Annotated in this window: 13 protein-coding genes; 8 read left to right on the top strand and 5 right to left on the bottom strand. The window is 67.0% G+C overall.

Annotated features, from left to right (window positions below; genetic code table 11):
• Positions 1 to 33 precede the first annotated feature (33 nt).
• The 4 genes from ACRCUN_RS31725 to ACRCUN_RS31710 are packed head-to-tail and all read right to left on the bottom strand — an operon-like array spanning position 34 to position 3988.
• Complete coding sequence (locus tag ACRCUN_RS31725; RefSeq protein ID WP_462145579.1) at positions 34 to 1335, bottom strand: MFS transporter; 1302 nt, start codon at positions 1333 to 1335, stop codon at positions 34 to 36.
• Between the two features lie 9 nt (positions 1336 to 1344).
• A complete protein-coding gene (locus ACRCUN_RS31720) occupies positions 1345 to 1647 on the bottom strand; it encodes a hypothetical protein (RefSeq protein WP_462145578.1) in 303 nt (100 codons plus the stop codon).
• A complete protein-coding gene (locus ACRCUN_RS31715; protein ID WP_462145577.1) occupies positions 1644 to 3149 on the bottom strand; it encodes a class I adenylate-forming enzyme family protein in 1506 nt (501 codons plus the stop codon). The genes ACRCUN_RS31720 and ACRCUN_RS31715 overlap by 4 nt, the downstream gene beginning before the upstream one ends.
• Entirely contained in the window at positions 3146 to 3988 is an 843-nt protein-coding gene (locus ACRCUN_RS31710; RefSeq protein WP_462145576.1) for an SDR family oxidoreductase, read from the bottom strand. Before ACRCUN_RS31710 ends, ACRCUN_RS31715 begins: the two co-directional genes overlap by 4 nt.
• Before the next feature lie 226 nt (positions 3989 to 4214).
• Here ACRCUN_RS31710 and ACRCUN_RS31705 point away from each other — a divergent pair, with 226 nt between their 5' ends.
• The 4 genes from ACRCUN_RS31705 to ACRCUN_RS31690 all read left to right on the top strand — a co-directional run bounded on the left by ACRCUN_RS31705 (position 4215) and on the right by ACRCUN_RS31690 (position 8307).
• On the top strand, positions 4215 to 5804 hold the full coding sequence (locus tag ACRCUN_RS31705) for a methylmalonyl-CoA mutase family protein (RefSeq protein ID WP_462145575.1): 1590 nt from the start codon (positions 4215 to 4217) through the stop codon (positions 5802 to 5804).
• A gap of 2 nt (positions 5805 to 5806) precedes the next feature.
• Complete coding sequence (locus ACRCUN_RS31700) at positions 5807 to 6202, top strand: cobalamin B12-binding domain-containing protein (protein WP_462145574.1); 396 nt, start codon at positions 5807 to 5809, stop codon at positions 6200 to 6202.
• A 1-nt stretch (position 6203) separates the two neighbouring features.
• Positions 6204 to 7160, top strand: a complete 957-nt coding sequence (locus tag ACRCUN_RS31695; protein ID WP_462145573.1) for an LLM class F420-dependent oxidoreductase — start codon at positions 6204 to 6206, stop codon at positions 7158 to 7160.
• Positions 7161 to 7248: 88 nt separating this feature from the next.
• On the top strand, positions 7249 to 8307 hold the full coding sequence (locus ACRCUN_RS31690; protein ID WP_462145572.1) for a CaiB/BaiF CoA transferase family protein: 1059 nt from the start codon (positions 7249 to 7251) through the stop codon (positions 8305 to 8307).
• Here ACRCUN_RS31690 and ACRCUN_RS31685 read toward each other — a convergent pair.
• A complete protein-coding gene (locus tag ACRCUN_RS31685) occupies positions 8292 to 8603 on the bottom strand; it encodes a 2Fe-2S iron-sulfur cluster-binding protein (protein WP_462145571.1) in 312 nt (103 codons plus the stop codon). The two genes, ACRCUN_RS31690 and ACRCUN_RS31685, sit on opposite strands and share 16 nt — an antisense overlap.
• A gap of 127 nt (positions 8604 to 8730) precedes the next feature.
• Between ACRCUN_RS31685 and ACRCUN_RS31680 the strand changes: the two genes are divergently transcribed.
• Genes ACRCUN_RS31680 through ACRCUN_RS31665 form a run of 4 tightly spaced genes read left to right on the top strand, consistent with a single transcriptional unit; the run spans position 8731 to position 12775 of the window.
• A complete protein-coding gene (locus ACRCUN_RS31680; protein ID WP_462145570.1) occupies positions 8731 to 10128 on the top strand; it encodes a class I adenylate-forming enzyme family protein in 1398 nt (465 codons plus the stop codon).
• Positions 10106 to 10927, top strand: a complete 822-nt coding sequence (locus ACRCUN_RS31675; protein ID WP_462145569.1) for an acyl-CoA dehydrogenase family protein — start codon at positions 10106 to 10108, stop codon at positions 10925 to 10927. The genes ACRCUN_RS31680 and ACRCUN_RS31675 overlap by 23 nt, the downstream gene beginning before the upstream one ends.
• On the top strand, positions 10914 to 12002 hold the full coding sequence (locus tag ACRCUN_RS31670) for an acyl-CoA dehydrogenase family protein (RefSeq protein WP_462145568.1): 1089 nt from the start codon (positions 10914 to 10916) through the stop codon (positions 12000 to 12002). The genes ACRCUN_RS31675 and ACRCUN_RS31670 overlap by 14 nt, the downstream gene beginning before the upstream one ends.
• Positions 12003 to 12007: 5 nt before the next feature.
• The gene (locus tag ACRCUN_RS31665; RefSeq protein ID WP_462145567.1) at positions 12008 to 12775 is read left to right on the top strand and encodes an enoyl-CoA hydratase/isomerase family protein; all 768 of its coding nucleotides are present in this window, start codon (positions 12008 to 12010) and stop codon (positions 12773 to 12775) included.
• Positions 12776 to 12797: the final 22 nt, after the last annotated feature.

The following is a 12797-nucleotide window of genomic DNA, read 5'->3' as shown; positions in this document are numbered from 1 at the left end:
GATCGGCGATCGACTCTGCGGCCACGGCGCGGGTTACTCGACCTTTTGCGCCACGGCCGCAGTGTCAATCGGGGCGCGGCGGTCGGACGGCAGCATGCTCACGCTCACCACCGAAATAACCGACACCACAACGAGATACCAGGCGATCGCGTCACTGGAGCGGGTCGATGCGTACAGCGCCGCGGCGATCGTCGGCGCGAAGGCCGAACCGACCACCTGTGACAACGTGTAGCCGATCGACACCCCGCTGTAGCGCACGTCGGTGTCAAACACGAGGCTGAACAAGGCCCCGGTGACCCCGGCGGCCGGAGCCATGGCCAAGCCGAACACCAATACCAGTGCGACGCCGAAGAGCACGGGGCTGCCCGTGTTGATCAAGGCGAACACCGGGAACACCGACAACGCCATGAGTACCACGCCGACCAGGAACAGCCGTTTGCGGCCAACGGAATCCGACCACGCACCGAACAGCGGGTAGGCGACGACTGCGACCAACGCCGCTACGAACACGCCGAAAAGTGCTGCGGTCCGGTCGATCCCGGCCGCCATCGTCGCATACGACACCAGGTAGGCCACGCAGATGTAGGCGAACACGCCCTGGGAGAGGTAGGCGCCGGCCACCAGGGCGATCTGGCGCCAATGCCGGCGAAAGGCCTCGACGATCGGCATTCGGGCGACTGCGGAGTCCGCGACAACCGCGACGAATTCCGGGCTTTCGGTGAGCTTGAGCCGGATCGCCAGGCCGATGACGATCAGCACGGCACTGAACAGGAACGGCAGCCGCCACCCCCAGGCCAGGAACTCGTCGTCGGGTAGCTGGGACACCAGGAAGAACGCGAGCGTGGCCGACGCGGTGCCGGCGGGCGCGCCCATCTGGGGGAATGCACCGTAGAAGCCGCGTCGGCCCGTCGAGGCGTGCTCGACCGCCATCAGTGTGGCACCGCCCCATTCACCGCCGACGGCAAATCCCTGGCACAGCCGCAGTAGCGTGAGCAGGAGCGGAGCGGCCAGCCCGATCTGGTCGTAGGTGGGCAGGACGCCGATCAGCACGGTCGAAACTCCCATGCCGACAAGCGAGTACACCAGCATGCGTTTGCGGCCGATGCGGTCGCCGAAATGCCCGAACACGATGCCGCCCAGCGGTCGGGCGATGAACCCGACGCCGAAGGTGGCGAACGACAGCAAGATTCCGGCGGCCGGCGAAGCCTGCGGGAAGAACAGCTTGGGAAAGACGAGGGCCGCCGCCGTGCCGTAGATCAGGAAGTCGTAGAACTCGACGGTGGTGCCGATGAAGCTGGCCACCGCGACCCGCAGCGGCGACACCCGCGAGGTCATGGTGCCGGGCTAGTCGCTGGCCGGAAGTGGCTTGGCCTCTTTGAGGCTCAGTGCGGTGGTTCCGATCGACAGCGTGCCGGCACCCGCCTTGGTGACCAGCACCTCGGCGCCGTCGTCGTCGACGTAGCGCTTGCCCATCAGGTTGCCGTCCGAGAACGCGGGATCGAGTGTTGCGCCCGAGTCCTTTTCGGCGTCGAGCGGGACCATCGCGACGCCGCCGGCACGCAGGTCGTCGAGACTGTCGGCGCTGCGCACGACGATCACCTGGGTATCGCACACCTGGCTCTGCAGGCGGGTGCCGTTCTTGATCACGATGCTGACTCCTTTGCGATGGGCTGAAGCTCGTCGACGAGTTGCCGGCGCAGCACTTTGCCGGTGGCGTTGGTGGGCAGTTCGTCGCGGAACACCACCCGGTCGGGCGTGCGTGATCCGCGGAGCTGCTTGCGCACATGCTCCCGCAGCTGGTCGGGGTCGGGTGCGGAGCCGTCGGCGGGCACCACGACGGCCACGATGATCTGGCCCCATTGCGGGTCCTCCGGCCCGACCACGGCCACGTCACGCACATCGGGGTGTTCGACGAGCACATCTTCGATCTCTGCGGGCGCGATGTTCTCGCCGCCGCGGATGATCGTGTCGTCGGAGCGTCCGCCGATGAACAGGTAGCCGTCCTCGTCAAGCATCGCAACGTCTTTCGTGGGGAACCAGCCGTCGGCGTCGAGCACCGATCCGATCTCGGCGTACCGGCCCGATACCTGCTCGCCGCGTACGAACAACTCACCGGTCTCACCGGGGCCCAGTACGGCGCCGTCGTCGGAGCGGATCTGTACCTCGATGCCGGGCACGACCTGGCCGACCGATCCGAGCCGGCGCGCAACGGCGGCGTCGTCGGCGTCCAGTGCCGCGCGGTGATCGTCTGGACCGAGAACCGCAATGGTGGAACTGGTTTCGGTCAACCCGTACGCGTTGACGAAGCCGACCTGCGGCAGCAGCTGCAGCGCCTTGCGGACCAGGGGCAGCGCCACCTTCGAGCCGCCGTAGGCCAAGCTGCGCAGCGAGGGCAGCTCGGTGCCCGCTGCTTCGAGCGCGGTGACGATGCGGTCGAGCATGGTCGGAACCACAGTCGCGGACGTGACGCCCTCGGCGCGGACGAGCTCGACCCACCGGCCTGCGTCGAAGTTGCGCAGGTACACCATCTTGCGGCCGGCGTAGAGATTCGACATGGCCGCGCTGACGCCCGCGATGTGGTACGGCGGCACGCAGATCAGCGCCGCGTCTTCCGGTGCCGCCGAGCCGAATTCGACGGTGCCGGTGATGTAGCTGGTCAGATTGTTGTGCGTGAGCTCGACGGCCTTGGGACGCGACGTGGTGCCGGACGTGAACAGCATTACCGCCACGGCGTCAGGGTCGGCGAATTCCACGGCCGGCTCCGAAGCGCGGGCCGCGGCAAGGAACTCCTCGGAGGTGACGACCTGCTTACCTGCCCCGGCGACCACGTCGGCGTATTCGGCGTCGGCGACCACCAGTGGCGCGGCCAGTCGCTCGATCAGCTCATGGAGCCCGTCGGCGCTCAGTCGGTAGTTCAGCGGCGTGAACGGCACGGCGGCACGGGCCGAGGCGAACAGCAGCAGCGGCAGGAGCGCGCCGCCGGTGCCTACGTAGGCCACGTGCGCGGCCCCGGACGCCGTGATCGCACCGGCTCCACCGTCGGCGAGCGTGCTGAGCTCATCGGTGGTCAGCCGCAGGTCGTCGGACACCACCGCGGTGCGGTCGGGCCCGCCCGACGTCGCCATCTCGAGCAGCAGCGAAATACTCATTGGCCCTGTCCAGGTGCGTCGATGAAGATGTCGATGATGGGGCTGTCCCCGCCACCGTATCGGGACAGGTCGGTCGCACCGGCGGCGGTGAGTACCTCGGAGTCGATGAAGGTCTGGCCCGTGACCTCGGCGGCCGGCCGCGACAGGATTTCGACGGCGGCATCGGCCATGATCTCGGGGTGGCGCGACCGCGACGCCATCTTGTCGCCCTCGGCGAGATTGGCCACTGCCGCGGTGGCGATGTACGTCTCGGGCCACAGGCAGCTGAATCCGATGCCCGGGTATTCGGCCGCCCAGCCCAGCGACAACAGCGTCATGCCGTACTTGGACAGGGTGTATGACGGATGGGCGCCGAGCCAGTAGGGGTTCATGTTCAGCGGGGGTGCGAGCGTCAGGACATGCGCGTTGGTGGATTTTCGCAGGTGCGGCAGCGCCGCTTTCGTCAGCAGGAACGTGCCGCGCACGTTGATGTCCATCATGAGGTCGAACTTCTTGGCCGACAACGCCTCGGTGGGCTCGGTCGCGATCGCGCTCGCGTTGTTGACCACGATGTCGACGCCGCCGAAGTGCTCGACCGCGGTGTCGACCGCGCGTGCGACGTCATCTTCTTTGCGGACGTCGCCCACTACGGCGACGCCCTTGCCGCCGGCGGCCTCGACCTCGGCAACCGCGGTGTGGACGGTGCCGGGAAGTTTGGGGTGGGGCTCGGCCGTCTTGGCCAGCAGCACGACGTTCGCGCCGCGGCGGGCCGCGCCGAGCGCGATAGCCAGACCGATGCCGCGGCTTCCGCCCGATACGACCAGCGTGCGGTCGGTGAATGACTCCTGCTGGCTGGACATGGGCCTCCTCGTTGCCACGCTACCCAAAGGGTATTGGCATTCTCATTTTTAGCAAGTGTCGTAATCATAGGGTGCGCCGTTCGCGGAATCGGCGTCCACCTGATCTTTCGGACTCCTGTCAGCGTGGTCGCGGCGGGCCGCCTTGACCCGGTCCGGCCTGTACACGCCACACATTTCCACCGTGCGGTATTGGCATTCTCATTTTTGGCAAGTACGTTATCGAGTGATGAGCGAGCAAGACCACCCTCGGGTAGAGACCCCATCGGGCATCCCGCTGGAGCCCGTCTACGGACCGGGTGACCGGGCGGGCGATCCACCGGCGCCCGGCACCTATCCCTTCACTCGTGGCAACTTCGCATCCGGCTACCGCGGCAAGACCTGGACGTTCCGGCAGTATTCGGGCTTCGGCACCGCCGAGGAATCCAATCGCCGGTACCGCTATCTGCTCGATCAGGGCGGAACGGGACTGTCGGTGGCCCTGGATCTGCCCACCCAATGCGGGTACGACTCCGACGACGGGGAGTACGGGGAAGAGGTCGGTCGGGTCGGTGTCGCGGTCGACACGCTGGCCGACGCCGAGATCCTGTTCGACGGCATCCCGCTCGACAAGATCAGCACGAGCTTCACGATCAACGGCACCGCGGCGATCCTGCTCGCCTTCTACGTCGCGGCCGCGGAGAAAAAGGGCGTGCCGCGCGAGAAGCTCACCGGCACGATCCAGAACGACATCCTCAAGGAATACGCGTCGCGCGGAACCTGGATCTGGCCGCCCGAACCGTCGCTGCGGCTGATCGCCGACACGATCGAATTCTGTGCGGCCGAGGTACCGCGGTTCAACGCGATCTCGGTCGCGGGCGCGCATTTCCGCGACGCAGGCGCCAACGCCGTGCAGGAAATGGCCTTCACGTTGGCCGACGGGGTCACCTACTGTGACACGGTCGTCGAGCGCGGACGGATGAGCATCGACAAGTTCGCGCCGCAGATCTCGTTCTTCTTCTACACCCATGGCGACTTCTTTGAGGAGATCGCCAAATACCGTGCCGGCCGGCGGCGGTGGGCCACGATCGTGCGCGAGCGCTACGGCGCGACAACCGACAAGGCGTCGATGTTCCGCTTCGGCTGCGTGTCCGGCGGTGCGTCGCTGTATGCACCGCAGGCGCAGAACAACCTCGTGAGGGTGGCGTACGAGGCGATGGCGTCGGTGCTCGGCGGCGTGCAGTCGATGTTCACCGCGGCCTGGGACGAGCCGTTCGCGCTGCCGAGCGAGGAGTCCGCGACGCTCGCGCTGCGCACGCAGCAGATCCTGGCGTACGAGACCGGCGTGACCAAGGTGGCCGACCCGCTGGGCGGGTCGTACTTCGTCGAGGCGCTCACCGACGCCACCGAGGCCAAGATCATCGAGATCATGGACGATCTCGAAAAGCACGGCGGCATGGTGCGCTGCATCGAGGACGGTTATCTGCAGGGTCTGATCGCCGACGAGGCGTTCAAGATCCATCGGGAGATCGAGTCGGGGGAGCGGCCGGTCGTCGGGGTCAACCGATTCGTCGCCGATGAGCCACCGCCCGAGATCGCCACATACGAACTCGACGCCGAAGGCCGCGACCTGCAACTCAAGCGGCTGACCAAGGTCAAGGCCGAACGTGATTCCGCGCTCGTGAAACAGACGCTGGCAAGTCTTTCCGCAGCGGCCGAGGGAGACGACAATCTGATGCACAAACTGATCGACTGCGCCAACGCGTATTGCACGGTGGGCGAGATGGTGTCGGCGCTCAAGGCGGTTTGGGGCGAGTTCCAGCAACCGGTGGTGTTCTAGGGATGCCGACACGAGTATTGGTCGCGAAGCCCGGTCTCGACGGGCATGACCGCGGCGCCAAGATCGTCGCCCGGACGTTGCGCGACGCCGGATTCGAGGTCATCTACACCGGCATCCGTCAGCGCATCGAGGACATCGTCTCGATCGCGCTGCAGGAAGACGTTGCGCTGGTCGGCCTTTCGATCCTGTCGGGCGCGCACGTGGCGCTGACCGCTCGCACCGTCGAGGCGTTGCGCGCCGCCGACGCAGGCGACATCGCCGTCGTGGTGGGCGGCACCATCCCGCAGGGCGATGTGCAGAAGCTGCTCGACGCCGGAGCCGCCGCGGTGTTTCCGACCGGCACCGGCCTGGACACCTTGGTGACCGAGGTCCGTGCCCTGACTGAGAAGGTGAGCTGACATGCGATTGGGCGTGATGATCGGGGCCGAGCGCGGCGATATGGCCCGCAAGGTCAACAAGCTCGCGGCCGACATCCAGTGGGCCGAGGCCGCGGGTCTGGACAGCGCGTGGATGCCGCAGGTGCCCGACGACTTCGATGCGCTCACCATGGTGTCGTTGATGGCCGCGCACACGTCGACGATCGAGCTTGGCACCGCGGTGGTGCCGTTGCAGGCGCAGCATCCAATTGCCCTGGCGCGTCAGGCATTGTCGACGCACGCCGTGGCGGAGGGACGGCTGGCCCTCGGGGTCGGGCCGTCGCACCACTGGATCATTCGCGACATGCTGGGCTTGCCGTACGAGAAGCCGGCCGCCTACACGCGTGACTATCTCGAAGTGCTCAACGCCGCATTGGCCGGCCCGGGCCCCGTCGACGTCGAGAACGATACGTTCACCGTGCACAACCCCACCGCGCTCGCGGCGGAGACACCGCTGCCGGTGCTCGTCGCGGCGCTCGGGCCGGTGATGCTGCAGCTCGCCGGCGAACTGGCCGACGGCACCGTGCTGTGGATGGCCGACGAGAAGGCCATCGGCGAGCACATCGCGCCCAAGATCACCAAAGCCGCCGCCGGGGCGGGCCGGTCCGCACCACGCATCGTGGCGGGAATTCCGGTGTGCCTGTGCGCCAACTCCGAGATCGACGCGGCCAGGGAGCGTGCCAATCGCATTCTCGCCGAGGCGGAGACGTCGCCGAACTACCAGCGGCTACTGGATCGCGGCGACGCCCGCAACGTCGGCGACCTGTGCGCGGCAGGCGACGAAGACGCGATCCTGGCGCGGTTCAAGAAGTTCGCCGATGCCGGCGTGACGGACCTGTCGGTGCGGCTGCTGCCGATCGGGGACAACCGCGACGCGCTGATCGCATCGAAGTACCGGACGCGCGAGGTGATCGCCGAGCTCGCCAAGCAGGTGCGGTGAGCGTGTACGTATGCGAGATGACCCGCCGAGACTACGGCTTTTGCCGGGTTTTCGGCCTTTTCGCGTCACAAACCGTAGTGTCGGCGCGATGACTGCCCCGCTGGCCGGCATTCGCGTCATCGAGGTCGGCGTCATGCTGGCCGGTCCGTACGCCACGATGATGCTGGCCGATCTCGGCGCCGAGGTGATCAAGGTCGAGCCGCCCGGCGGTGAGATATCCCGGCAGGTCAGTGACAGCTACTTCGCGAGCCTCAACCGGGGCAAGCGCAGTCTGTGCCTCGATCTGGCGTCGGAAGCCGGGCAGGCCAAACTCGGTGAGCTCGTCGCGAATTCGCACGCGTTGCTGGTGAACATGAAGCCATCGGTGATCCGAAGGCTTGGTCTCACCTATGACGCACTGCGTCGCCACAACGAGAAGATCGTGTGTGTGGCGATGACGGGTTTCGGCCTCGACGGCGGCGACGACCCGGCGTTCGACTACGTGATCCAGGCCGCGACCGGGGTGGCGGCGATGACCGGTGATCCGGACGGTCCGCCGACACTGCCCGGGTACTCGTCGGCCGACAACTCGACCGGCCTGACTGCCGCGCTGGGCCTGTTGGCGATGATCGTGTCGGGCCAGGGCGGCCAGGTCGACGTCTCGCTGCGTGATGTCATGCTGTCGCAATTGAACTACCGGGCCTCGGCGTACCTCAACGACGGAGCTGAGCCGCGGCGGTACCCATACGGTGCGCACTCCTATTACGTTCCCGCGCAGCTCTTTCCGACGGCCGACGGCTACTTGGCGCTGTTCATCACCCACGACGGATTCTGGAAGTCGTTCGCCGCGGAGGCCGGCGTGGAGGGCTTCGCCACCATGGCCGAGCGAGCCGCGCGGCGCGAGGAGGTGCTCGACGTCGTGATCGCGGTATTGGCGACCGACACCGCGGCCGGCTGGGAGTCACGACTCAAGCCGCTCGGAATTCCGGCAGCCGCGGTGCGCAGCCTCCCCGAGGCGTTGACGGCCACACCGGAGGTCTTGGTGACCGCGGGGGATTTTCGGTTGGTGGGCAACCCGATTCGCGTCGCTGGGTATACGCCGGATTACCGGCCGGCGCCGGTGTTCGACGAGTACGCCGAACAAGCTCCGGTTCAATCCTCGTCGTAGGAGACCGTGATGCTGTCGCAGTCCGGCACGGCCTGGCAGGTCAGCACATATCCATCGGCGACTTCGTCGTCGTCGAGTGCGTCGTTGACGCGCATCGTCGCGGTGCCCTCGAGGAGTTTGGCCATGCATGTGCCGCAGTTACCGGCCTCGCACGAGAACGGCGGGGTCATGCCGGCCCGGCGGGCACTCTCCAGGAGGGTTTCGCCCTGCCGCCGCGGCACCGACGCCTGCTCGCGGTCGAACACGATCGTGACCTTCCCACCCGTTTCGCCGGCGGGCGTTGGTTCTGCGGTCATGTGACTCCCCTGCGCACTATCATTCTGACCTAGCGAGAATATCATTCTCTTTAAATGATAGTATCTTCTCGGTCGGGTTTCCAGGTCGCTGCAGCGCGGTGCACAGTTCGGAGAGGGGTTGCAGCTCTTGACTGAAGGCACAATTGCTCCTCGCGTCCATACCGAAGTCGCCCTTGCCTTCGAGGATCGCGAGTACACCCTCGCCGCATTGGATGCGCTCACCAGTGGCATGGCCACCACGCTCGAACACCGCGGCGTGAAGCCCGGCGACCGCGTCGCGATCATGTCGTCGAACCGGCCCGAGTTCGTGGTGGCGCTGCGCGCGATCTGGCACCTCGGTGCCGCCGCGGTTCTGATCAGCCCGGCGTGGAAGGCCACGGAGGTGAGCCACGCGCTGGCGTTGACCGGCGCCTCGCACGCCGTCGGTGACCATGACGTGCTGGCCGAACAGATGCCGATGCTGCATCTCGATGAGCCGATCACCCCGGGCTCGCGGCAATTCGAACCGACGGCCCCCGACGCCGACGCATTGTTCGTGTTCAGTTCCGGAACCACCGGGATGCCGAAGGCGGTACGGCATACGCACGGCGGGTTCGCGGCAGCGATTCGGCATTGGCGCGATGCGCTCGGCCTCACCGCGGCCGACCGCATGCAGATCATGACGCCGCCGTCCCACATCCTGGGCCTGCTCAACATCGCCATGGTGCTCGACACCGGTGCCTGGATGCGGCTGCACCGCCGCTTCGACGTCGACCAGATGCTGCGTCACATCGAATCCGACCGCATCACGATCGAGATGGCCGTCGCTCCAATCGCTTTGGCGCTGGCCGCACATCCCGAGCTGGAGAGCTTCGACCTGTCGTCGCTGCGGTACGTCATGTGGTGTGCGACGCCGGTGACGCGCAGCGTCGCCGAGGCCGTGACCGAGCGGGCCGGCGTGCGGTGGCTCACGGCATACGGAACCACCGAACTGCCGGTCATCGCGTGCAACCCGCTCACCGAGACCCGCATCGAGACGGTCGGCACCCCGGTGCGCGGAGTGGACGTACGCATCGCCGACGACGGCGAGATCCAGGTGCGCTCGGATTCGGTCATGGCGGGCTACCTGCCCGAGTCGGCGACCGCAGATGCGTTCGCCGGCAACTGGTATCGCACCGGCGACATCGGCCACCTCGACGACGACGGCTTCCTGCACATCACCGACCGCTCGAAGGAGATGGTCAAGGTCCGGGGCTTCCAGGTGGCCCCCGCCGAGGTCGAAGCCGTTTTGCACGGCCACCCCGCGGTCGCCGACTGTGCGGTGTTCGGCGAGCCTCATCCGGTCAACGGGGAGGCCATCGTCGCGGCCGTCGCGACAAGTTCGGCGGTGTCCGCCGACGAGTTGATCGGCCTGGTCGGTGACCGCCTGGCGTCATACAAGCGGCCCAGCCGCGTGGAGTTCGTAACCGAAATACCGCGGTTACCTTCGGGAAAGGTATTGCGACGAGTGCTGAAGGAGCGGCATGGACGTCCGTCTGACGGCTGAGCAGCAGCAGCTGCGAGAGGCCGCAGCGAAACTGGCCGACGATCTGGGACCGGGGTCGGTCCAGGAATTGTCGGACGAAAGCCGGATCGCCCGGTTGGAAAGCACCGTCGCCGCCACCGAGTGGCGCACGCTGCGGGCCGACGGAGCCTCCGGGGTGGAGGTGGCGATCGTCGCCGAGGAGTTCGCGCGTGGACTGGTCGACGTGCCGTTCCTCGGCCCGGTGCTTGCCGACGATCTGGGCCGCCGGTTGGGCCGCGAGATCCCGGTGGGGACGGCTGAAGCCGCCACTCCTGGCGTCGACCTGACGCGCAGCAGCGTCGGCGCCGACGAGGCACCCGCGGCGTTGGCCGAGCTGTCGGCCGATGACGCGCTCCGCTGGCACGCACTGGCCCTTGCGACCACGAGCGCCGACCTCGTCGGCGCGGCTCGCGGCGCGCATGCTCTCGCGGTCGATTACGCGAAGGTGCGTGAGCAGTACGGCTCGACCATCGGGTCCTACCAGGCCATTGCGCATCTGCTGGCCGAGTCGCTCGCGCTGATCGAAGGTTCGGTGAGCGTCCTGCGCCATGCCGCGTGGGCCGTCGACGAGCTTCCTGCCGAGGAGACCGTGCGCGCGGGGCGGATCGCCAAGATCTACTGCGCCCGCGCGGCGCGGACGGTGTGCGAGACCGCGATCCAGGTGCACGGCGGAATCGGCAACACCTGGGAATGCCTGGCGCACGTGTACCTGCGGCGCGTGCTGACTTCCACTGAGTTGTGGCCTGTCGTACTGGAGGAGATCGATCTTGGATTTTCGTGATTCGCCCGAGGAAGCGGCATTCCGGGACCGGTTGCGGGCCTGGCTCGCCGACAACGCGGCGTCGTTCAAGGCGTCCGGCGACGACTACTGGGCCAGGCAGGGGGAGTGGCACCAAGCCCTCTACGCCGCAGGGTTTTTCGGTACGTCATGGCCGAAGGAGTTCGGCGGTCAGGAGCTGCCGCCGGTCTACGACGTGATCGTCGACGAGGAACTCGCGCGTGCCGGTGCACCACCGCGACCCAGCCTCGGCTACCTCGTCGTCGGGTTGGGACACCATGGCAGCACGGAACTGCAGCAGCGGTTCCTGCCCGGCATGATCAACGGGACCGAGCGCTGGTGCCAGGGCTTCTCGGAGCCCGGTGCCGGCTCGGACCTCGCCTCGTTGACCACCACGGCCACGCGCGACGGCGACAACTACATCATCAACGGCCACAAGATCTGGACCAGTTACTCCGATGTGGCCGACTGGTGTCTCGTGCTGGCCCGCACGGACAAGGATGTGCCGCGGCACAAGGGCATCTCGGCGTTCATCGTCTCGATGCATCAGAACAGCATCGAGCAGCGGCCACTGCAGATGATCAACGGCGTCACCACCGAGTTCGGCCAGGTGGCCTTCGACGGCGCGGTCGTGCCGGCGTCGCAGATGGTCGGTGAGCCCGGTGACGGCTGGCGGCTGGCCATGACCGTCGTCAGCCATGAGCGCGAACCCTCGACCCTCGGCTACTCGGCACGCTACGGAAAACTGGTGCGCGAGATGGCCTCTCGGGTTGATGGCAGGGCGCCCGAAGATCTGGCGTGGGCCGCGGTCCAGGCCGAGATGTTGCGGCTGCACGTGCGACGCAGGCTCTCCGAACAGCTCGACGGCATCAAACACGGCCCACAGGGCTCACTGGACAAGCTGCTGATGACCTGGGTCGAGCAGGCGGTCGGCCATGCCGCACTCGCGGTGAGCGGAACCACCGATCCCGAGCTGCTCAGTGCGTACCTCTACAGCCGTGCGCAGAGTGTCATGGGCGGCACGTCGCAGATTCAGAAGAACATCATCGCCTCGCGAATCCTGGGACTGGGGGTTTAGCCGAAATGTATGGAATGCCAGACGAAATCGACGTCCAGGCCGACGGCGGGCTGCGCATCATCACGCTCAACCGGCCCGATGCGCTCAACGCGGTCAACGACAACTTGCACGTCGGGCTCGCGAAACTGTGGGAAGCGCTCAACGAGGACGCCGAAGCGCGGGCGGCGGTGATCACGGGTGCGGGCCGGGCGTTCTCGGCAGGTGGCGATTTCAACTATCTCGATGAGCTGCGACGCGATGAGGCCCTGCGGCAGAAGACGATCAAGCATGGGCGTGACCTGGTGATCGGCATGCTGCGCTGCCGCATCCCGGTTGTCGCCGCGGTCAACGGTCCCGCGGTCGGGCTCGGCTGCAGCCTCGCCGCGCTGTCCGACATCGTCTACATGGCTGAGACGGCGCACTTCGCCGATCCGCACGTGCAGATCGGTCTGGTGGCCGCCGATGGCGGGCCGCTGGTGTGGGGCTCGCAGATCAGCCTGTTGCAGGCCAAGGAGTTCGCGCTGACCGGCGTGCGTATCAAAGCCGACCGTGCGGTGGAGCTCGGTCTGGCCAATCATGTCGTCGCCGATCCGCTGGCCGAGGCGATCGCGTGCGCGAAGAAGCTCATGGACCTGCCGAAGCAGGCGGTCGAGGCCACCAAGCGATTGATGAACATCCAGCTCGAGCAGCGGGTGATGGCGTCGCTCGACTACGCCAACCTCGCCGAGTACGTGTCCTTCGGTACCGCCGACTTCAACAAGATCGTCGACGGCCTCATCGCCCCGAAGCCCTGACGGTTCTTTGGGGGTTGCCTTG

This window comes from Mycobacterium venezuelense, from assembly GCF_054919535.1.
The sequence above is the reverse complement of the archived record's forward strand: the minus strand, read 5'-3'. Positions and strand labels throughout refer to the sequence as shown.

What these genes read in the sequence shown, in the direction of transcription:
- ACRCUN_RS31725 (WP_462145579.1), bottom strand. Translation starts at nt 1,335, where the DNA reads ATGACCTCGCGGGTGTCGCCGCTGCGGGTCGCGGTGGCCAGCTTCATC.
- ACRCUN_RS31715 (WP_462145577.1), bottom strand. Translation starts at nt 3,149, where the DNA reads ATGAGTATTTCGCTGCTGCTCGAGATGGCGACGTCGGGCGGGCCCGAC.
- ACRCUN_RS31710 (WP_462145576.1), bottom strand. Translation starts at nt 3,988, where the DNA reads ATGTCCAGCCAGCAGGAGTCATTCACCGACCGCACGCTGGTCGTATCG.
- ACRCUN_RS31705 (WP_462145575.1), top strand. Translation starts at nt 4,215, where the DNA reads ATGAGCGAGCAAGACCACCCTCGGGTAGAGACCCCATCGGGCATCCCG.
- ACRCUN_RS31700 (WP_462145574.1), top strand. Translation starts at nt 5,807, where the DNA reads ATGCCGACACGAGTATTGGTCGCGAAGCCCGGTCTCGACGGGCATGAC.
- ACRCUN_RS31695 (WP_462145573.1), top strand. Translation starts at nt 6,204, where the DNA reads ATGCGATTGGGCGTGATGATCGGGGCCGAGCGCGGCGATATGGCCCGC.
- ACRCUN_RS31690 (WP_462145572.1), top strand. Translation starts at nt 7,249, where the DNA reads ATGACTGCCCCGCTGGCCGGCATTCGCGTCATCGAGGTCGGCGTCATG.
- ACRCUN_RS31685 (WP_462145571.1), bottom strand. Translation starts at nt 8,603, where the DNA reads ATGACCGCAGAACCAACGCCCGCCGGCGAAACGGGTGGGAAGGTCACG.
- ACRCUN_RS31675 (WP_462145569.1), top strand. Translation starts at nt 10,106, where the DNA reads ATGGACGTCCGTCTGACGGCTGAGCAGCAGCAGCTGCGAGAGGCCGCA.
- ACRCUN_RS31665 (WP_462145567.1), top strand. Translation starts at nt 12,008, where the DNA reads ATGTATGGAATGCCAGACGAAATCGACGTCCAGGCCGACGGCGGGCTG.